Annotated in this window: 19 protein-coding genes and 1 pseudogene; 12 read left to right on the forward strand and 8 right to left on the reverse strand. The window is 69.9% G+C overall.

Features of this window, described 5'->3' with window-relative positions:
- Positions 1 to 29: 29 nt before the first annotated feature.
- Positions 30 to 1208: pseudogene (locus OG194_RS43900) on the reverse strand (alpha-amylase family glycosyl hydrolase); the annotation flags it as partial.
- Between OG194_RS43900 and OG194_RS43905 the strand changes: the two are divergent.
- Genes OG194_RS43905 through OG194_RS43920 form a run of 4 tightly spaced genes read left to right on the forward strand, consistent with a single transcriptional unit; the run spans position 1164 to position 4227 of the window.
- Positions 1164 to 1715, forward strand: a complete 552-nt coding sequence (locus OG194_RS43905) for an extracellular solute-binding protein (protein WP_327406305.1) — start codon at positions 1164 to 1166, stop codon at positions 1713 to 1715. The pseudogene OG194_RS43900 and the gene OG194_RS43905 overlap by 45 nt on opposite strands.
- Before the next feature lie 2 nt (positions 1716 to 1717).
- Complete coding sequence (locus OG194_RS43910) at positions 1718 to 2683, forward strand: carbohydrate ABC transporter permease (protein ID WP_442811761.1); 966 nt, start codon at positions 1718 to 1720, stop codon at positions 2681 to 2683.
- Positions 2673 to 3515 (forward strand): carbohydrate ABC transporter permease, encoded by an 843-nt coding sequence (locus OG194_RS43915; protein WP_327406306.1) that lies wholly within the window; start codon positions 2673 to 2675, stop codon positions 3513 to 3515. The genes OG194_RS43910 and OG194_RS43915 overlap by 11 nt, the downstream gene beginning before the upstream one ends.
- Positions 3516 to 3567: 52 nt before the next feature.
- Complete coding sequence (locus OG194_RS43920; protein WP_327406307.1) at positions 3568 to 4227, forward strand: hypothetical protein; 660 nt, start codon at positions 3568 to 3570, stop codon at positions 4225 to 4227.
- Here the strand turns inward: OG194_RS43920 and OG194_RS43925 are convergent.
- Positions 4224 to 5438 (reverse strand): MFS transporter, encoded by a 1215-nt coding sequence (locus OG194_RS43925; protein ID WP_327406308.1) that lies wholly within the window; start codon positions 5436 to 5438, stop codon positions 4224 to 4226. The two genes, OG194_RS43920 and OG194_RS43925, sit on opposite strands and share 4 nt — an antisense overlap.
- Positions 5439 to 5526: 88 nt before the next feature.
- Between OG194_RS43925 and OG194_RS43930 the strand changes: the two genes are divergently transcribed.
- From OG194_RS43930 to OG194_RS43940, 3 genes are read left to right on the forward strand one after another with little or no spacing between them, the layout of a single operon-like run.
- Positions 5527 to 5910, forward strand: coding sequence for a MerR family transcriptional regulator (locus tag OG194_RS43930; RefSeq protein WP_327406309.1), 384 nt, complete (start codon positions 5527 to 5529; stop codon positions 5908 to 5910).
- Positions 5911 to 5950: 40 nt separating this feature from the next.
- Entirely contained in the window at positions 5951 to 6727 is a 777-nt protein-coding gene (locus OG194_RS43935; RefSeq protein WP_327406310.1) for a GNAT family N-acetyltransferase, read from the forward strand.
- Between the two features lie 57 nt (positions 6728 to 6784).
- Positions 6785 to 7714: an NAD-dependent epimerase/dehydratase family protein gene (locus tag OG194_RS43940; RefSeq protein ID WP_327406311.1), complete on the forward strand. Its 930-nt coding sequence runs from the start codon at positions 6785 to 6787 to the stop codon at positions 7712 to 7714.
- 211 nt (positions 7715 to 7925) lie between these two features.
- Here the strand turns inward: OG194_RS43940 and OG194_RS43945 are convergent, their stop codons facing one another.
- Positions 7926 to 8189 carry a GlsB/YeaQ/YmgE family stress response membrane protein gene (locus OG194_RS43945; RefSeq protein ID WP_019057177.1) on the reverse strand — a complete coding sequence of 88 codons (264 nt, stop codon included), beginning with the start codon at positions 8187 to 8189 and terminating at the stop codon, positions 7926 to 7928.
- 231 nt (positions 8190 to 8420) lie between these two features.
- On the opposite strand from OG194_RS43945, the gene OG194_RS43950 reads away from it, so the two are divergent.
- Positions 8421 to 9845, forward strand: coding sequence for a hydrolase (locus OG194_RS43950; protein WP_327406312.1), 1425 nt, complete (start codon positions 8421 to 8423; stop codon positions 9843 to 9845).
- 66 nt (positions 9846 to 9911) lie between these two features.
- Here OG194_RS43950 and OG194_RS43955 read toward each other — a convergent pair whose 3' ends face one another.
- Together OG194_RS43955 and OG194_RS43960 are read right to left on the reverse strand one after the other, a co-directional pair.
- The gene (locus OG194_RS43955; RefSeq protein ID WP_327407400.1) at positions 9912 to 12650 is read right to left on the reverse strand and encodes a glycoside hydrolase family 2 protein; all 2739 of its coding nucleotides are present in this window, start codon (positions 12648 to 12650) and stop codon (positions 9912 to 9914) included.
- 102 nt (positions 12651 to 12752) lie between these two features.
- Positions 12753 to 13937 (reverse strand): ROK family transcriptional regulator, encoded by a 1185-nt coding sequence (locus OG194_RS43960; RefSeq protein WP_327406313.1) that lies wholly within the window; start codon positions 13935 to 13937, stop codon positions 12753 to 12755.
- 127 nt (positions 13938 to 14064) lie between these two features.
- Between OG194_RS43960 and OG194_RS43965 the strand changes: the two genes are divergently transcribed.
- Positions 14065 to 15534: an APC family permease gene (locus tag OG194_RS43965; protein ID WP_327406314.1), complete on the forward strand. Its 1470-nt coding sequence runs from the start codon at positions 14065 to 14067 to the stop codon at positions 15532 to 15534.
- On the opposite strand, the gene OG194_RS43970 is transcribed toward OG194_RS43965, so the two are convergent.
- Positions 15531 to 16070 (reverse strand): hypothetical protein, encoded by a 540-nt coding sequence (locus OG194_RS43970; RefSeq protein ID WP_327406315.1) that lies wholly within the window; start codon positions 16068 to 16070, stop codon positions 15531 to 15533. The two genes, OG194_RS43965 and OG194_RS43970, sit on opposite strands and share 4 nt — an antisense overlap.
- A gap of 57 nt (positions 16071 to 16127) precedes the next feature.
- On the opposite strand from OG194_RS43970, the gene OG194_RS43975 reads away from it, so the two are divergent.
- Positions 16128 to 16871: a phosphotransferase gene (locus tag OG194_RS43975; protein ID WP_327406316.1), complete on the forward strand. Its 744-nt coding sequence runs from the start codon at positions 16128 to 16130 to the stop codon at positions 16869 to 16871.
- A gap of 102 nt (positions 16872 to 16973) precedes the next feature.
- Positions 16974 to 17744 carry an ArsR/SmtB family transcription factor gene (locus OG194_RS43980; protein WP_327406317.1) on the forward strand — a complete coding sequence of 257 codons (771 nt, stop codon included), beginning with the start codon at positions 16974 to 16976 and terminating at the stop codon, positions 17742 to 17744.
- A gap of 63 nt (positions 17745 to 17807) precedes the next feature.
- On the opposite strand, the gene OG194_RS43985 is transcribed toward OG194_RS43980, so the two are convergent.
- Together OG194_RS43985 and OG194_RS43990 are read right to left on the reverse strand one after the other, a co-directional pair.
- Positions 17808 to 18248, reverse strand: a complete 441-nt coding sequence (locus OG194_RS43985; protein ID WP_327406318.1) for an SPW repeat protein — start codon at positions 18246 to 18248, stop codon at positions 17808 to 17810.
- 90 nt (positions 18249 to 18338) lie between these two features.
- The gene (locus OG194_RS43990; RefSeq protein ID WP_327406319.1) at positions 18339 to 18941 is read right to left on the reverse strand and encodes a sigma-70 family RNA polymerase sigma factor; all 603 of its coding nucleotides are present in this window, start codon (positions 18939 to 18941) and stop codon (positions 18339 to 18341) included.
- 102 nt (positions 18942 to 19043) lie between these two features.
- Between OG194_RS43990 and OG194_RS43995 the strand changes: the two genes are divergently transcribed.
- A complete protein-coding gene (locus tag OG194_RS43995; RefSeq protein WP_442811762.1) occupies positions 19044 to 20015 on the forward strand; it encodes a MerR family transcriptional regulator in 972 nt (323 codons plus the stop codon).
- Positions 20016 to 20022: the final 7 nt, after the last annotated feature.

Below are 20022 nucleotides of genomic sequence, written 5' to 3' on the forward strand. Positions count from 1 at the left end.
AGGCCCTGGGGATTCGTGGGTGTGGCTCGCTACACGGCGAGCCACACTGCCTGGTCGGGGGCCAGGCGGTTCTTCTCGACAGGACTGCTGGTCAGCAGGACCGAGGCGTGGTCGGGCAACTCGTACGGCTCGGTCGAGAGGTTGACGACGCAGACGAAGCCGGGTTCGCGGCGGAGGGCGAGGACGCCGGTGGGGGCGTCCAGCCAGGTCAGGCCGCCGTCACCGAGGGCGGGGTGCTCGCGGCGCAGCAGGAGGGCGGCGCGGTAGAGCTCCAGCATCGAGGTCGCGTCGCCGGTCTGCGCCTCCACCGTGTACGGCGACCAGTCGGCGGGCTGAGGCAGCCAGGGTGCGGCGGTGGCGCCCCCGGGTACCTCGGGTGCCTCGGGGCTGAAGCCGTACGGCGGGGTCCGCCCCGACCAGGGGATCGGCACCCGGCAGCCGTCGCGGCCTCGGTCGGTGTGTCCGGAGCGTTCCCAGACGGGGTCCTGGAGGGCGGTCTCGGGCAGGTCCTCCACCTCGGGCAGGCCGAGTTCCTCGCCCTGGTAGACGTAGACGCCGCCGGGGAGGGCGAGCGTGAGGAGGGCGGCGGCGCGGGCGCGCCGGGTGCCCAGTTCGCGGTCGGCGGGGCCGGCGGGGACGTAGGACTCGTTGGCCACCCACTTCCTGGCGGCGTCACGGCCGTGGCGGCTGGCGTGGCGCATGACGTCGTGGTTGGACATGACCCAGGTGGCCGGGGCGCCGACCGTGCCGAGCATCGCGACGGTGTCGTCGATGACGGCGCGCAGCTCCTTCGCGTCCCAACTGGCCATGAGGTAGTCGAAGTTGAAGGCGGTGTGCAGGACGTCCGGGCGGAGGTAGGCGGCGAGCCGCTCGGGGGTGTCCGTCCACGCCTCGGCGACGAAGGCGCGGTCGCCGGGGTACTCGTCGGCCACCTTGCGCCAGGCGCGGTAGATGTCGTGGACCTCGTCGCGGTCCCAGAAGGGGTGCGTGCCGCCGTCGTGGCCGGCCAGGTCCGGCAGTTCGGGGTCCTTGACGAGGCCGTGGGCCACGTCGATACGGAAGCCGTCCACGCCGCGCTCGAACCAGAACCGCAGGACGGACTCGAACTCCGCGTGCACGTCCGGGTGTTGCCAGTTGAGGTCCGGCTGCTGAGGGGTGAAGAGGTGCAGATACCACTCGCCGTCGGCCACCCGGGTCCAGGCCGGGCCGGCCCCGGTACGACAGCCGACTTCTTCGCCGGTGACGCCGCCTTCACCGTCGCTCAGGTCTCCCGCGCCTCGCTGCTCACCGACAAGTTCAAGTACGCGCTCTACCCCCTGCCGGCGGGCCCGGCCGGCAAGTACTCCGTCATCGGCCAGGCAGGCGTGGGCGTCCTGACGGCGAGCAAGCACAAGACGCAGGCCACCGACTTCCTCGCCTACATGACGAACCCGGCGAACTCGGCGAAGCTGGCCCAGTTCTTCCCGCCGCCCCGGAAGTCGCTGCTCACCGGAGCGAAGCTCGCCGCCGACAACAAGGTGCTGACCGCCGCGCAACTCCAGCAGGCCGTGGTCGACCAGCTGCCGAACGCCGTCACCCTGCCCAACCACACCAGCCCGGCCGAGATCGCCCAGAAGGGCAAGACCGCACTGGACGCCATGTGGAAGGCCGACGCCGACATCCCCGCCGTACTGAAGTCGGTCTGCTCCGCGATCGAACCGATCCTGGCCAAGTAACCATGGCCGCCCTCACGAAGCCCCCGGCGATGACACCCGACGCCTCCCGGGCACGGGCAGGAGCCCGGAGCGCCGCCGCCCCACCGTTCTGGACGAGCCGGCGCAGGGATGTGCTCGCCGGCTATCTGTTCATCGCTCCGCAGCTCGCCGGGGTCGTGCTGTTCGTGCTGATCCCGGTCGGACTGGCGATCTGGTACAGCCTGAGCGACTGGAACGTCTTCACCGGCGAGCAGACCTTCGTCGGAACCGACAACTACGCCGCCCTGGCCGACGATCCGCAACTGCCCTCGGTGCTGTGGGCCACCGCCGTCTTCTGCGTCGGTGTCGTGATCCTCAACATCGGCCTGGGCCTGCTGCTCGCCGTACTCCTGAACCGGCGGTTCCGCGGAGCGACGTTCTTCCGCACCCTGTTCTTCTCCCCGGTCGTCGTCTCCGTGGTGGCGTGGACCCTGGTCTGGGGCTTCCTGCTCCAGGACAACGGCGGTGTCAACGGCCTGCTCGGCACGGTCGGCATCACGGGTCCGAACTGGCTCCAGCACGGCGACACCGCGATGGTGTCGGTGATCATCACGCAGGTGATCCGCAGCGTCGGCGTCAACATGGTGCTCTTCCTTGCCGCGTTGCAGGGCGTGCCCTCGAATCTGTACGAAGCCGCCCGGATCGATGGTGCGGGAAGCAGGGTGATGTTCACCCGGATCACCCTGCCGCTCATCTCACCGACGGTGCTGCTGACCTCGATCATCACCATCGTCGGGGCGTTGCAGTCGTTCGCGCAGATCGCCGTACTGACCGGTGGCGGCCCGGAGTTGAGCACCACCGTGCTCGTGTACTACGTCTTCCAGCAGGCCTTCGAGTTCAACCTCATCGGCTACGGCTCGACGCTGGCCCTGATGCTGCTGTCCTTCGTCATGCTGCTGACCCTGGTGCAGTGGCAGTTGCGCCGAAAGTGGGTGTTCCATGAGCAGTAAGTCGACGTCCATGCTCCGGCGGGTGTTCCTGGTGACGGCACTCGGCGTGCTGGCCATTCCGTTCGTGGTGCCGACGATCTGGTTGGTGGCCGCTTCGGTGAAGCCGCTGCCCGAGATCTTCAAGTCCCCTCCGTCGCTGTGGACTTCCGACCCCACGCTGTCCGCGTACAGCGAGGCGTTCAGCTTCCAGCCCTTCGCCCGGCAGTACGCGAACAGCGTGTACATCGCCGTCCTGGTCACCGTGATCACCCTGCTGGTCTCCAGCCTCGCCGGGTACGCCTTCGCCCGGATCCGGTTCCCCGGCGCGAACGCCCTCTTCCTGGTGGTGCTGGTCGGCCTCCTGGTGCCCAGCGAGGTGACGATCGTGCCCCTGTTCCAGATGTTCAAGCGAGCCGGGATGATCAACACGCACTGGCAGCTGATCCTGGTCACCGCGCTGGCCGGCCCCTGCGTCCTGGCCACCTTCATCATGCGGCAGTTCTTCATCGCGCTTCCGGCCGAACTGGAGGAGGCGGGCCGGCTGGACGGTCTCGGCCGCCCGGCGCTCTGGTGGCGGATCTTCCTGCCGCTGGCCAAGTCGGCGCTGTCCGCGGTCGCGATCCTGACGTTCCTCACCTCGTGGAACCTCTACCTGGAACCCACCGTCTACCTCACCTCGCCGGAGCTGTTCACGCTGCCGCAGGCACTCACCCGGTTCACCGACTCCTACGGAGGCGAGATGTGGAACACCCAACTGGCGGCCGCCACCATGACCGTCCTGCCGGTTCTGATCGTCTTCGTCGTCGCCCAGCGTCAGTTCGTCGAGGGCCTGGCCCACTCGGGCCTCAAGTAAGGCCGCAGTCAAGTGCCTTGGGCTCGGCTCGGCCGAGCGAGGGGAGATGGGTATGACCGCTGATGAGGAACTCAACTGGGCGAGCATGCTGCGGTTCGACCAGGAGGGAGGACTGGTGAGCCGCCGGCACGACGCGGAGGCCGCCGGGCGGCGCGGGGACGCGTCGGAGCGGGCCCGGTACCTCAAGGAGGCGGCGCAACTGGAAATGCTGCCCAGGCTCTGGGAGTTCGGGGTCCGGCTCACCGAGGACGAGTACCAGGAGGCGGTGCGCGTGCGGTCGTGGATCACCCACGAGCAGACGATCGCCAGACATGAGGAGATGGCGCGGAAGCATCCGAGGTCGGCCCGGTGGGATCTGGAGCGGATACGCGAACTCCGTGCCGGGACAAGGCACTTCTGGTCCCCGGACGGACACTTCCTCTATGTCGCCGTCCGTGAGGACGGCCGGTTCGTGGCCAATCACGGATTTCTGACACCCGAGTGGGCCGAACGGCTTCGTCAGGACATGCCGCAGCACGCGAAGCTGCTGAAGCTGTACGAGAGGAACCAGCGGACCGGACTCGGACACGCGAATGCCCCGGACGGCACGCCCCTCGTCGGAGTCCACGAACCCGACCCGGTGAGGTTGTGGCGTGAGCGCATCGAGGCCGAATTACGGCGAAGGTCCACCGGCCGGGCCCAGGATCGTGACGCACCAGGGCATCGCGCTTAAGCGCAGGGCGAGTTGACGCGCCCCTCGACGTCCACGGGCGCTGTCGGAAACGCGTGCCGGCGGCCCAGCACGACCACGACGAGCGCGCCCGCGACCAACGGCAACGCCGTCCAGGGCAAGGCCCCCGCGCCCAGCCCCGACAGGGCGAGCCCACCGGTGAACGAGCCTCCGGCGATGCCCGCGTTGTACACCGTGGTCTGCAACGACGTTGCCACGTCGGCGTGTTCGGGGCCGGAGGCGTTGACCAGCGCGGTCTGGATCAGCGTCGGTGCCCCGCCGAAGGCGACTCCCCACACGGCGACGGAGGCGAGCAGCACCGCAGGGGAGTCGCCATACAGGCCGAGCACACACATGACCGCCACGAACAGTGTTGTCGCGCCCAGCAGAGTGGGCCGCGCCCAGCGGTCCACGAGCACCCCGGTGGCCCAGATCCCGACAACTGTGGCGACCCCGAACACCAGCAGGACGACGTCCGTACGGCCGTAGCCGGAGTGCGCGGCGAACGGGGCGACGTACGTGTACATCACCTGATGCCCCAGCAGCAGAAACAGCGTGACCGACAGGACCGCCGGAATCCCCGGGAGGACGGCGACACCCCTCAACGGGACGCGTGTGCCCGGGAGTTCACCGGGGAAGCCGGGCACCCGCAGCCGTATCCAGACCACCACCAGGACAGACATCCCTGCCAGCATCCCGAACGCCGTGCGCCAGCCGACCGCCCCGGCGAGCGCGGTGCCGGCCGGTACACCCAGCGACAGAGCGAGCGTGATTCCGGCCAGCACGATCGCGATCGCCCGGCCGCGCCGCTCGACCGGCACCATCCGGGCGGCGTACCCGGCGAGCATCGCCCACATCGTGCCGCCCATGACGCCGGCCACCAGCCGGGCGCCGAACGTGACGGTGTACGACGACGACAGCGCGACCACCGCGTTGGCGCAGGCGAAGCCGAGCAGCGTAGCGACGAGGACCGGGCGGCGCGGCAGCCCGCGCAGGGCCGCGGTGACCGGGATCGCGGCCAGGAAGGAGGCGACCGCGTAACCGGTGACCAGGAAGCCGACCCGTGCTTCGGAGACGCCGAGGGCCGGGGCCATCCGGGGCAGCAGACCGGCGGGGAGGAGTTCCGTCAGGACGGCGGTGAAGGCGGCCGTGGACAGGGCGAGGAGCCCGGACCAGGGCAGGGCGGTGCCCTTGGCCGGGGATGCGGTGGTCATGGGACCATGGTCGAACCCTCACATCAGTGTGAAGGCAAGCGAACCTCGCGAGTGAGCCCCCGCGAGCACGCCTTCCCTGGAGGCTGGCATGAAGATCGGCGACCTCTCCCGCCGCACCGGCGTCCCCACCCGCCTCCTGCGCTACTACGAGGAACAGGACCTGCTGCACCCCGACCGCACCGAGAACGGCTACCGCTTCTACGGCGAGCCCGCGGTCCGGGACGTCCAGCAGATCCGCGGCCTGCTGGACTCGGGGCTCACCACCGAGATGATCCGGGCGATCCTGCCGTATCTCTCCGGCCCGGACGAGATCCACGTCCCCGCCGACTGTCTGACCCCGGAGACGGCCGCCCTGCTCAGCGACCACGTCGACCGGATCCACGCCCGCATCGACTGCCTGGCCCGCAACCGCGACCGGCTGAGCGCGTATCTGGCGGCGGTACGGGCGGACGTGCCGGCGCGGGGTGCGTAATCCCGTTGCCGGGGTCGCCCGCGGATGTTGAAGTGAGCGTATGGATCACGCCTCGGTACTCGCCCTCCACGACCGCGACCTGCGCGAAGGCGCCCGACCCGACGGCCCCGGGTCCCGCGTCGAGCGCGTCGGGGGAGTGGTGCGCCAGGTCGCCGACGCGCACGGCTGGAACGGCGTCCTGTGGTCCGACCTCGACGCGACGAACGCCGACGCGACGATCGCCGAACAGATCGCGTACTTCACCGCGCTCGGCCGTGACTTCGAGTGGAAGCTCTACGGCCACGACCTGCCGACGGATCTCGGACAGCGGCTGACGGCGGCCGGGTTCACGCCCGAGCCGCAGGAGACCCTGATGATCGGCGAGGTCGCCGCACTCACCCTCGACGGCCAACTGCCGGACGGCATCCGTCTGTTGCCCGCCACCGACCGGGCCGGCGTCGACCTCGTTGCGGACGTCCACGAGAAGGCCTTCGGCACGGACAGCGCCCGGCTGCGTGCCCGCCTGCTCGCCCAACTCGCCGCCGAACCCGACACGGTTGTCGCCGTCGTCGCCCTCGCCGGCGACGAACCGGTGAGCGCGGCGCGCATGGAACTCGTCCCCGGCACCCGGTTCGCCGGCCTCTGGGGCGGCGGCACGGTGGAGGCCTGGCGGGGCCGCGGCATCTACCGCGCCCTGATCGCCCACCGCGCCCGCATCGCCGCCGACCGCGGCTATCGCTACCTCCAGGTCGACGCCTCCGACCAGAGCCGCCCCATCCTCGAACGCCTCGGCTTCTCCCCGCTGACCACGACCACGCCGTACGTCTACGAGCCGTAGACCCGCGGCTCAACGGGGCGATGTCACATCCGCGCCGACCCGATCCGTCGCACGGTCATGACGACGAACGAGAGCAACCAGGGCGGCCGGAGCATCCTCCTCGCCGGTGCCACCGGCGTCCTCGGCGGCCACATCACCCGGGCCCTGACCGACGCGGGCCACAAGGTGACCGGCCTCGGCCGGGGATCCGGCAACGGCATCCGCGCCGACCTCATGGACCGCGACGGGTTGCTCCGCGCGGTCGACGGACACCACTTCGACACGGTGATCCACGCCGCGACCGCTCTGCGCAGGACACCCCTGCGCCACCGCGACATGCGCGCCACCGACGCCCTGCGCGCCCACGGCACCGCCCACCTCGTCGAGGCCGCGCGGGCCGCCGGCGCCCGCCGTTTCATCGCCGAGTCGATGGTCTTCGGCTACGGCTACGGGGACTTCGGCGCCCGCCCCCTCACCGAGGACGACCCCTTCGGCCCGCGCGGCACCACACCGGAGCTGGAGACGCACATCGAGGGTATGCGCACCAAGGAGCAACTCACCTTCGGGGCCTCGGACTTGGAGGGCATAGCACTCCGCTTCGGCCTCTTCTACGGCCCCGGCGGCACCGACGCCCTGCTCCCCATGCTGCGCCGGCGCCGACTGCCCGTCCCCGACGACCGCGGCCGGGTCGTGCCCTGGGTCGAACTCACCGACGCGGCCCGCGCGGTGGCCGCCGCCGTCGACCACGGGCGGCCGGGTCAGGCGTACAACGTCGCCGACCGCACACCGCTCGGCTTCCGCGCCCATCTCCTGTGCATGGCACGGGAGTTCGGCCTGCCGAAGCCGATGGCCGTACCGCTGTGGACGGTCCGGCCGATGGCGTACGCGCACACGGTGATGAGCGGCAACCTGCGCGTGTCCAGCGCGAAGGCGGAACGGGAACTGGGCTGGACGCCGGTGTACCCGTCGAGCGGCGAGGGCCTGGCGGCACTGCACGCCGCGCGTTGAGCGCAGTGCGCCTGCCCCTCCGTGACGAACGGAGGGACAGGCGCACGGAAACCGGCCCGCGGCTCGACGGGCCGGACTTCGGATCGACGAGCGGGATGATGCCTGGTGACAAGGGCTGCCCGTCAGGAGTGCGGGACGAGGGGGACCGGGCGCCAGGCCCGCGACCGCGAGCCTCCGCCCGGTCTCACCCGCGGCACTCTCCGACCACCCCTCAGCGGCGCGCCCTCGACCGGTCCAGCGCGGCGATACCGACCGCTGCCAGGCCGATCTGGATGAGCCACTCGATCCAGTCGATGCCCTTCGTGTCGGCGACCCCCAGGCCCGATGCGATCGCCGCGCCGATCAGCGCGGCCACGATGCCGACGACGATCGTCAGCAGAACGCCTATGTGCTGGCGCCCAGGGACGACGAGCCGTCCCAGCACGCCAATGATGATGCCGATGATGATGGCACTGATGATGCCCGAGATCTCCATCTCCGCCCCTCTTTGTCGATAGTCCTGCTCTCTTCATGTGCCCGCTGGAGGCCAAGGCAGTCCGCCGGAGTTTTGTTGCCTGTTATTGCCGGGACTTTCTGTTCGCCACCCCTTCATGCCATGTACCTTTCAATCGTTCAACGCGTGTAGAACTCCCCAACTACCGTTCTACGCGCGCAGATCAGGCGCCCGCACCGCACCCTTCCCCATCCCCTCACGGAGGTTCGACGGATGCTTGGATCCAGAAGATCCCGCCGCAGACTCACCACCGCCCTCGCCGGCCTGGGACTTTTCGTCACGGGGGCCGCCCTCCAGGTCACCACCACGGCCGCGCCCGCGCACGCGGCCACCACGAACCGCGTCCTGTTCGACGACGGCCACGCCGAGGAGGCGGGCAACGCGGACTGGATCATCTCCACCAGCAAGCCCGACCCGCTGTCCCAGGACTCCTCCCCGTCCTCCGAGACCGACTGGACCGGGGCGCTCTCCTCGTGGGGCGTCGCCCTTCAGAAGACCGGCGACTACAGCCTGAAGACCGCCACCAGCGCGCTGACGTACGGCGGTTCGTCGACGACCGACCTGTCGAACTTCGACACGCTGGTCCTGCCCGAGCCCAACACGCTGTTCACGACGGCCGAGAAGACCGCGATCATGACGTTCGTCCAGAACGGCGGCGGCCTGTTCATGATCTCGGACCACACCGGCGCCGACCGCAACAGCGACGGTGAGGACGCGGTCGAGATCCTCAACGACCTGATGACGAACAACAGCGTCGACTCGACCGACCCGTTCGGCTTCTCCATCGACACCCTCGACATCAGCTCCGGCTACCCCGCCGCGATCAGCGACAGCACCAACGAGGTCCTGAACGGCGCCTTCGGCACCGTCACCAAGAGCCTGATCGCCGACGGCACGACGGCCACCCTCAAGCCCGCCGACAACGCGAACGTCAAGGGCCTTGTGTACCGCAGCGGTTACTCCGGCAACACCGGCGCGTTCTTCGCCACCAGTACCTTCGGCAGCGGCCGCGTCGCCTTCTGGGGCGACAGTTCACCCATCGACGACGGCACCGGCCAGTCAGGCAACACGCTCTACGACGGCTGGAACGACACCGGCGCCACGAACGCCGCCCTCGCCCTCAACGCCACCGCGTGGCTGGCCGGCGACGGCAGCAGCGGGGGAGGCGGGGGAGGCGGCGGCACCTGCACCGCCGCCCAGCTGCTCGGCAACCCGGGCTTCGAGTCCGGCAACACCACCTGGACCGCCAGCAGCGGCGTCATCACCACCTCCTCCAGCGAGGCGGCCCGCACCGGCTCCTACAAGGCCTGGCTCGACGGTTACGGCTCGGCCCACACCGACACGTTGTCCCAGTCGGTGACCATCCCGTCCGGCTGCTCCGCCACCCTCAGCTTCTATCTGCACATCGACACCGCGGAGACCACCACCAGCACGGCTTACGACAAGCTGACGGTCACCGCCGGATCGACCACCCTGGCCACCTACTCCAACCTCAACGCGGCCTCCGGATACGTCCTGAAGTCCTTCGACGTCTCCTCCCTGGCCGGCACCACCGCCACCATCAACTTCAGCGGCGTCGAAGGGTCCACCCTCCAGACGTCCTTCGTCGTCGACGACACCGCGCTCAACGTCAGCTGACGACGACCTGTGGGGCCCGGCGGCGGCCGGGCCCCACAGGTTTATGGGGTTACGAGGTCTACGGGTTCACCGTGCCGGGACCGTCCGCTCCGGTGTGTTCCACCCGGAGACCCGCACCCGTGGCGCCGACCCGTGCAGATCCGCCGTCCTGTAGGTCGCCGTCAGCGTCGTCGACTCCCCGGGCCACAGGCTCACGTCATTGTCGGACCACCGCACCGGCAGCACCGGCTTGCCCGCCGAGTCCACGAGATGGACGTCGGTGAGGAGGGAAGGCGTCTTCCCCGAACCCTTGCCCGTCCCGGAGTTGCGTACCGTGACCGTCGTTGTCGATGTGCCGCCTGCGTCCGCCTTGGTCGACGCCGTCGCCGAAACCGGGGCCTGCGCCATCGAGTTGAGCCCCTTGAGGTCGGCGTAGCTCGTCGTCGGCGTGTAGTACCAGTCGGTGTGCGCCCAGTCGAGCGTGTCGGGCCTGGCGGAGAGCCAGTACACGTTCCGGCTCACCTCCTTGCCGGACGCGTCGGTCAGCGTCAGCCGTACCAGGTACGTCGTCGACAGCCCGCTCACCGACGAGGGCGAGGGCAGGGTGAACGCGGTGCTGTGCGCGCCACCGCCGGAGACCTTCACCCCGGTCGCCTTCTTGTCGTACCTCTGCGTGCCGTCGGTGTTGAACAGCGTTGCGTGGGCGGTGAGTCGGTGTGCGGAGGCGTTCCGGTTGTTCACCACGACGACCGAGCGGTCGTCGTACGAGTACTGGATGTGCAGCGGCTCGTTCGCCTTCTTCGCGCCGAAGTAGGCGCCGCCCTGGTCGAGGTAACGGTCCATCAACTGCCAGTGCAGCGAGGTCCATCCGCTGTTGAACATCCAGTAGACGACCCCGGTCGCGGGCTTCGAGGCGTCGGTGGCGTTGCGCTCGTACGCCTCGAACTGGGCCCGCACGTTCTCGTATTGGGCCAACTGCGCCTTGCGGACGTAGTCGGTCAGGCTCGTCGGCGGACCGTAGCGGCCGGTGAGGGCGTTGTCGTAGAGCTTGAGGGTGTTGAAGGTGGAGGACGGGGAGCGGTGGTACTGCTTGGCGCTCGGGTCCTTCCAGAGGGTGGCCAGTTCGGCCGGGGTCATCATGCGGCGCAGGGTGTCGAGGGTCGGGATGTCGGGGCCCGCGCTGGTCTCGGAGTTGAAGCCGGTGGCGCCGCCCTCGCGCTTGGCGTACCAGTAGTTCGGCGGGATCCAGTCGTACGGGCCGGTCATCTTCATGCCCGAACTGCCGCTGACCGGCGAGGAGTTGTCGGAGGCGGCGGCGACCACCGGGGTTTCCCAGTCGGCGGCCTTCAACGCGTCCAGGTACGTCTTCTCGATCTTCGCGTCAGGCGCGAAGTCGCTGCCGATGAGGAAGGAGATCACGCTCGGGTGGTCGCGCAGCCGGGCGGCCTCGGCGGCCATCGACGCCTTGGCGACCGGGTAGTCGGCGGCGGTCCACTTGTCGCCGGTCTCGTCCCCGTTGACCTGGCCCTCCCACTTGTCGCAGCACTCCCAGCCGGGCAGCGTCAGGATGCCGTAGCGGTCGGCCAGGTCGAAGAACTCGTCCGGCTCGATGTGCCCTTCCAGGCGGATGGTGTTCAGGCCCAGATCGAGGGCGTACTTCAGGCGGTCCTCGACGTACGTCCGGTCCCAGCGCAGGAATTCGTCCGGTGACCAACCGCCGCCCTTGATCAGCAACTTGCGGCCGTTGATCCGGTACTGGCGGGCCCCGTCGGAGTTCAGCGGGGCCCGCACGTCGCGGATGCCGAAGGTCTGGTGCGCGGTGTCGGAGAGGGTGCCGTTGACTGAGGCGGTGAGGTCGAGGTCGTAGAGCGGCCGGCCGCCCATGCCCGCGGGCCACCAGACCTTGGGGGAGGTGAGATGGAGGCCGAAGGTGATGTTTCTCGTCTCGTGGGCGGTGAGGGAGACCGTCTTCTCGAAGGTCGAACTGCCGATGCTGCCCCTGACCTTCGTGGTGACGGGCGCGTTCGAGTCGTTGCGGGCCCGCGCCTTCACCGTCAGGTCCGCTGAGGCCAGCGACGGTACGGCCAGCTTGGTCACCACGTGTGCGTCGCGCAGCGCGACCGGGCCGCCGCGTCGGACGAGGACGTCACGGACGATGCCCATGTTCTCGTCGGGCGGCGGCTGGAGCCAGTCGATCCAGCCCATGGTGAGGTTCTTGTTCGGGTCGTTCGGCCGGATGCGGAAGGCGACCGTGTTCGTGCCGGAGCGCACCAGCGAGGTGACGTCCAACTCGTGCTGTGTGTAAGCACCGTTGACGTCCGCGGCCTCGGCGATCCGCTTGCCGTTGACGTAGACGTCGGCCGCCGAGATCACCCCGCTGAAGTCGAGGTAGGTGCGCCTGCCGGGGTCGGCGACCGTGAAGTCGCTGCGGTACCACCACGGCACCTGGAAGTCGGCCTTCGGGATCTTCTGCTGGTTGGTCGAGTAGAAGGGATCCGGGTAGACACCGTCGGCGATCAAGGCCGCGAGGACGGTCGAGCGCGCGCCGGCCGGGTGCCAGCCGGTCGCCCGGTAGCCGGGGGAGGAGACGGCCGCTGCGGAGTCGGTGACCTTCGCGGACGACTGGATAGCGTAGCCGGACAGCGGGGTAGCGGTCCCGGCGGTCGAGCGTACGGCGGTCACCGGGGCCTGCGCGCGGTGCTGCGGGGACGACTCCCGGGCCCCCGCCCACGCGCTGGTGGTGAGGGTGCCCAGCAGGCCGAGCGCGACCGCGGCCGTGGCGAGACGGCCTCTGAGGGGTGGGGGAACGGCGGGGCGGTGGAACACGGCGGTCTCCAGCCTCGTCAAGTTAGGAAGCTTTACTAACCGCACCAGAAGGTAGGGCGCTCGACGGTGCCTGTCAAACACCTGTGTCCGTGGGTGAGTTGCTCAGGGCGCCGAGTGGCGCTCGAACACCAGGTCCCGCGCGGTGCCGAGCGCGGTGGCCACGGCGCCCAGCAGCACCGCGTCCTCGCCCAGCGCGCTGGGCACGATCTTCGGCCGGAGCGGAGTGAGCGCGCGGAGGTTCTCCCGCACCGGGCGCAGCAGCAGATCCACGCTGTGCCCGACCCCGCCGCCCAGCACGACGAGGTCCGGATCGAGGACAGCGGCAGCGGCCGCCACCGTGTGCGCGATCCGCTCGCCCTCCAGCTCAACCGCCTTGATCGCGGCGGTGTTTCCCTGCCGGGCCGCGTCGAACACGGCCTTCGCGGTGAGCTGCTGCCCGCTCATGCCGAACCTGCGGGCCGCCTCCACCACGGCCACCCCGGAGACCGCGTCCTCCAGCGTCTCCGGCTTCTGCTGCCCCGGCCACGGCAGGAACCCGATCTCCCCGGCACCGCCGTGCGCCCCCGTGAACAGCCGCCCCTCGCTGACCACGCCCATGCCGAGACCGGTGCCGATCAGGATGTACGCGAACAGCCGGCTGCCCGCGCCGACGCCGTACGTGTACTCGCCGAGCGCCGCGAGATTGGCGTCGTTGTGCACCTCCAGCGGGACGCCCAGCTCCTCCCGCATCCGGTCGAACAGCCCGGCCCGGCCCCAGCCCGGCAGATGCATCGCGTACCGCACCCGGCGCCGCTGCTCGTCGTAGATTCCGGGCGTGCCCACCACGGCGTGGACGACCGCGGCCGGTTCGACCCCGGAGTTCGCGACGACCTGGTGCGCGGTGGCGACCACCAGCTCGGCCATGGCGCCCGAACTGCGAGCCCGGTTGCGGACGTCCGCCCGGGCCACCACCTCGCCGTCCAGATTGGCGACCGCGACCCGCAGCCAGCTGCGCCCGACGTCGATCCCGAGCGCGTACCCGGCGGACGGATCGGGGGCGTAGAGCACGGCGGTCCGGCCGCGCTCCGGGGCCTGTGTGCCGACCTCGTGGACCAGTCCCGCCTCCTCCAGGGCGGCCAGCGCGCTGGAGACCGTCGGCTTCGACAGGCCTGTCTCGCGGGCGAGTTGGGCGCGGGAGGCGGCACCGGCGGTGCGCAGCCGGTCGAGCAGCAGCCGCGCGTTGGTACTGCGCAGCCGCTGACGGCTCCAAGGCTGGTCCGGTCGCTCCACGGCGTCACTGACGGGCATCGCATCATTCTCCGGTATCCGGGACAGCCTCTTGACGACTCTAGTAAGGCTCCTTAACTTTATCGCCCAGTCACCCGCACCGGGCCACCCCGTCTCCCTCTCCCCGTGACCAGCCCCAGGAGTCCCCATGTCCGGTAGTCCGCCTCCCGGTAGCCCGCCTCCCGACGGCGGGTTCGTCCGCCGCGTCGGCCTCTTCCAGGCCACCGCCATCAACATGAGCCAGATGTGCGGCATCGGTCCGTTCGTGACGATCCCGCTGATGGTCGCCGCGTTCGGCGGTCCGCAGGCGGTGATCGGCTTCGTCGCGGGCGCGATCCTCGCGCTGGCCGACGGGCTCGTGTGGGTCGAGATGGGCGCCGCGATGCCCGGCTCCGGTGGCAGTTACGTCTATCTGCGCCAGGCCTTCCAGTACCGGACGGGCCGACTGATGCCGTTCCTGTTCGTGTGGACGGCGATGCTCTTCATCCCGCTGATCATGTCGACGGGCGTGGTCGGCTTCGTGCAGTATCTCGGCTATCTGGCACCGGACTTGGGCAAGACGTCCGGCGACCTGATCGGCCTCGGCGTCATCGCCCTGGTGATCCTCCTCCTCTGGCGCGGCATCGAGAACATCGCCCGCATCACCGCCGTGATGTGGACGGTGATGATCGCCTCGGTGTTCCTGGTCATCGTGGCCGCCGCGAGCGACTTCAGCGCGCACCTCGCCTTCACCTACCCGGCGCACGCCTTCGACCTGGGCAGCGACCACTTCTGGCTCGGCTTCGCCGGCGGCCTCACCATCGGCATCTACGACTACCTCGGCTACAACACCACCGCGTACATGGGCGCCGAGATCAAGGACCCCGGCCGCACGCTGCCGCGCTCCATCCTCTTCTCCATCGTCGGCATCATGGCGATCTACCTGCTGCTCCAGATCGGCACGCTGGGCGTGATCGACTGGCACCGGATGACCAACGTGAACGACATCGCCTCCACCTCGGTGGCCTCGGCGGTCCTGGAGAAGACCTGGGGCAAGGGCGCCGCCGACACGGTCACCGTCCTGATCCTCATCACGGCCTTCGCCTCGGTCTTCACCGGCCTCCTGGGCGGCTCCCGGGTCCCCTACGACGCGGCCCGCGAACGCGTCTTCTTCCGCCCCTACGCCAAACTCCACCCCAAGCACCGCTTCCCGATGCTGGGCCTCGCCACCATGGGCGTGATCACGGCGATCGGCTTCCTCATCGGCCGCCACACGGACCTCGCGACCCTGATCCAGCTCCTGACCACCGTCATGGTCATCGTCCAGGCACTGGCCCAGATCATCGCCCTCACGGTCCTGCGCAGACGCCAGCCGACCCTGCGCCGCCCGTACCGCATGTGGCTCTACCCCGTGCCGAGCATCATCGCCTTCGTCGGCTGGTGCGTGATCTACGGCTACGCGGACCGGAACTCCCCGGGCCGCCACCCCATCGAGTGGTCCCTGGCCTGGCTGGCCCTGGGCTGCGTGGCCTTCCTGATCTGGTCCCGCTTCGAGAAGGTGTGGCCGTTCGGCCCGAAGGAGATCACGGAGGAGTACCTCGTGGAGACGACCCCGGACACGGAACCGGCAGGCGCCTAGCGGCAGTTGACCCAGCCGGTCGCGGCCAGCACGTCCTCCGCGACATCGGCGACAGGGCGCCCGTCGGTCACCACCCGCACGGTGTCGACGGGCGCGCGCTGGTCCAACAGCCGTGCTTTGCGGGAGCTGTTGGCCAGCTCATGCTCCAACTCGCTGCCGATCTCCCGCCCGTTGATCCGCGCGGCTGTGGTCTCGTCGGAGGCGGTCAGCAGCACCCGTACGATCCGCACGTCCGCCCCCATCGCCCGACGGAACTGCCCGGCCCCCTCGTCGAGCACGCTCACCGTGTTCGTGTACACGAGCCGCCGGTATCCCAGCGCGGCGTAATTCCCCCATACGGCAGTCAAGTTGGCCTCACCGATCGCCGCCCGGTGCGGATCGCCGTCCGGCGCCGGATGGACCTGCCCCATGAAGTCCCCGTCGATCACGGCATGGGCGACCCCCGCCGCCCGCAGCCGCGCCGACACCTCCCAGCCGACGGTCGTCTTCCCGACCCCGGCCCGTCCTCCGATGAGCAGTGCCTCCGCGTGATCCATACGCGCAGCGTGCCAGGCGATACTCGTGCGGTCGAATGCTATGGGGAGGCGGGCCAGTTGGAGGAAACAGCGCTCGGCGGAGGCGTGATCAACGCGGTCGTACGGGTCGGCGAGACGGTGCGACGCACGCCGACCCCACCGGAACGGTCCGCCTTCGTCACCGGACTGCTCGCGCTGTTCGAGCGGCGGGGATGGTCAGGAGCACCGCGCTTCCTTGGCACGGACGAGCGGGGCCGGGAGGTGTTCCAGTACATCGAGGGCCGGGCGGCCGTAAGTCCCGACGAGCGCTCCGCCGCCCGCGCCGACGACAGTCTGGTGCGTGTCGCGCAGCTCGTCCGCGCGTTCCACGACCTGACGCACGGCACACCCGAGGCCGGTGACCAGGACGTCGTCTGCCACAACGATCTCGCCCCCAAGAACACCGTCTACGGCAGCGTGTGGCATCCGCTGGCCTTCGTCGACTGGGACCTCGCGGCTCCCGGCGAGCGTGTCCACGACGTCGCCCACGTCTGCTGGCAGTACCTGGACCTCGGCCCGGGCGTCACCGACGTGTCCGAGGCCGCCCGCCGGATCGCGCTGATCTGTGAGGCGTACGGCCTCGACGAACTCGACGGCACCGACCGGCTCCTCGACACGGTCCTGTGGTGGCAGGACCGGTGTTGGCGAGGCATCGAGGCCGGTGCCGAGCGCGGTGAGCGGGGCATGGCCGGGCTGCGGGCGAGCGGGGTCGTGGACGACATCCGGGCCGCGCACGACTGGGTGGACGCGCACCGCCGCGAGCTGGGCGCGTTCCTGCGCTGAGGCGCCGTAGAAGATCGGTATGAATCGGACGAAGTCGCTCACCTTGACATGCAGGTAACTGCCTGCATAACGTTGAGTGTGCGATCCGAACATGACTCAGGGATGGACGCGGTCTTCAAGGCGCTGGCCGACGAGACCCGTAGACGTCTGCTGGACCGGCTGCACGAGGAGAACGGGCAGACGCTCGGCGAGTTGTGCGGGCGCATCGACATGACCCGTCAGTCGGTGACCCAGCATCTGGCCGTCCTGGAGGCCGCCAACCTGGTCAGCACGGTGCGGCGTGGGCGGGAGAAGCTGCACTACCTCAATCCGGTCCCGCTGCACGAGATCCAGGAGCGCTGGATCGACAAGTTCGAGCGCCCGCGACTGCGCGCACTCGGGGCCCTGAAGCGACGAGCCGAGGAAGCCATGACCGACAAGCCGACATTCGTCTACGTCACCTACATCGCGAGCACCCCCGAGAAGGTCTGGGACGCGCTCACCGACGCCGACCTGACCGCCGCCTACTGGGGCCACAGCAACGTGTCCGACTGGCAGCCGGGCTCCCGTTGGGAACACGTGCGCACGGACGGTTCCGGCATCGCCGACGTCGTCGGCACGGTGGTGGAGAGCGAGCGCCCGACCCGCCTCGTGACCACCTGGACCTCACCGGAGAATGAGGGCCAGGAGGACACGTACTCCCGCGTCACCTACGACATCCGGCGCCACGAGGACATCGTGCGCCTCACTGTCACCCACGAGGACCTCGCCGACCAGGGCGAGCTGTCCGACGTGTCCGGCGGCTGGCCGGCCGTGCTGTCCAACCTGAAGTCGGTCCTCGAAACCGGCAGCCCCCTCCCGCAGGCGCCCTGGCTGGTGCCGGGCGGCCACTGAAGGGGGCGGAGGAGGAGGGTGCCTTCCTTCCGGGTTTCTGCGACTTGCTTCCGGGGTGGGTCTCTACGGCTTGGGAGTGCTCCGCGCCGCCGTACCGGCACACACCAGGCCCATCAGCACGGCCAGTCCGCCGATGATGACGTTGTTCAGGATGACGCCCTTGTCGGGGTTGGTGCCGACGATCCACGGCGAGACGATCATCCAGACACCCAGGGCGCTCATCGCCCAGCTGAGGCCGTACATGCGTTCCGGCGCCCTGGTGAACCCGAGGGCCAGCAGGCCGATCGCGATGCCGACGATCAGGTTGTGCGGCACGAGCGCGGGCTGGCTCGTCGTGTAGTGGAGTATCCACGGGGATACGGCGCAGTACAGACCGAGGAGGAACACCGGTCCGTCCACGAGCGCCACATCGCGTCCACCGAGCATGCGGGCGTAGCGCGCCTGCATTTCGGAGACATCAGGGTGGCTCGTTATGTCACCTCTGGTGTGCGAGACGTTGGCCATGACTCGTCTCCTTTGACTTCGCTGGCCTGACCGCGTCTGGTGCGGTATGCGGCAAAAGCCGCTTACCTCCATAGTGCTCTTATTTGGCCTTTATGTGTAGTGGTCAGCCTGTTCGTCGTCCTGGAGGCGGCTTCGCAACTGGTGGAGCCCACGTCGCGCATGGCTCTTGACCGTGCCGAGCGGCCAGCCGGTGCGCCGCGCGATCTGGGTCTGGGTGAGGTCCTCGTAGTACGTCAGCCGCAGCACCCGCTGTTGAGGTGCGGGCAGCCTGGCCAGCTCGTGCAGGACGAGGACGCGATCGAGGGTCATCTCGGGCTTCCGGGCGGCGGGTTCGGCGAGGGTCAGCGACGAGCCCGCGGCGGCCACGAGACGCAGACGACGGGTGCGGGCGGACAGCGCGTCGGCGATCCCGTGCCTGGTGACGCCGACGATCCAGCCGCCGATCGTCCCGCGCTCGGGACGGAAACCCCGCCGCCCGCGCCACACCCCGAGGAACACCTCCTGCGTCACATCCTCGGCTTCCCTGCCGTCCCCCAGCGAGCGCCGCGCCAGGCTGTGCACCAACGGCGACCAGCGGCGATACACGGCGGCCAGACAATCCTCGTCGCCCGCCACCAACCCCCTGGCCAACTCCTCGTCGGTGAGCGACTCCGCCGCCGGGCTCGGGCGGACGGCGCCGGTCTGCGGGCTCATTTCTACGACTCCTCGCGCGTCGGGCGGCGACTGTCCCGTCATCGTGGGAGCAAGGGATCAAGGCCATCAACTCGCGTCGATTCTGCGTCGTATAGTCGCCTGATGAGCGAAATGCCCGCAGGCGGAGACGCCGCGTACCCGTCAGCGGCCGAAGTGCCCCTGACGACCGGCGCGTTGGCCCGTCGGCTGGGCGTGGCCCCGACCACACTGCGGTCCTGGGAGCGTCGCTACGGCATCGGTCCCGCGGTCCGCGCCGAGGGACGGCACCGACGCTGGACCCCGCGGGACGTGGCACTGCTGGAGGAGATGTGCCGCCTGACCTCGTCGGGCGTGCCGCCTGCCGAGGCGGCGAAGGCGGCTGCCGACCGACGCGCGGAGAGCATGCCCGCACGGAGCCGGAGGTCACAGGCCCCCGGCGCGCTGCCTCTCGGGGACGTGCGCCAGGAATGCCGCGGCCTGGCGCGCGCCGCCGTACGGCTCGACGCGCCCGCCGTCGCGCGTCAACTGGCCGATGCCGTCGGCCAGTACGGCACCGTCGTCGCCTGGCAGGAGGTGATGGTGCCGACCCTGCACGCGGTGGGGCGCAAGTGGGCGTCGTCGGGGGACCGTTACGTCGAGGTGGAGCACCTGCTGTCCTGGCACGTCTCCACCGCCCTGCGTCGACACACCCCGCTTCCCGGGCCGCAGGCCGACGTCTCGCCAGTAGTTCTGGCCTGCGTACCCGGGGAACAACACACCCTCCCCATCGAGGCGCTCAACGCCGCACTGGGTGAACTCGACCTGCCCACAAGGATGTTCGGCGCCGCCGTGCCTGCCGAGGCGCTCACCACGGCGGTGCGGCGGCTGGGACCGGTGGCCGTCGTCCTGTGGGCGCAGGCGCGCTCCACGGCGAGCCCGTCGCTGGCCCGGCACCTCGCGGACATCCGGTGGGGAGTGAAGGGCGCCCGGCGCCGGCCCTCGGTGGTACTGGCCGGTCCCGGCTGGTCCGGCTCTCCGGCGCGGGGTGCACTGCGGCCGGCGACGCTCGCGGATGCCGTGGACGCCCTGTCGGTGTTGTACGAGGCGCGGCCCTGAGCGTGGG

It is taken from the genome of Streptomyces sp. NBC_01288 (assembly GCF_035982055.1).
Lineage (GTDB): Bacteria > Actinomycetota > Actinomycetes > Streptomycetales > Streptomycetaceae > Streptomyces.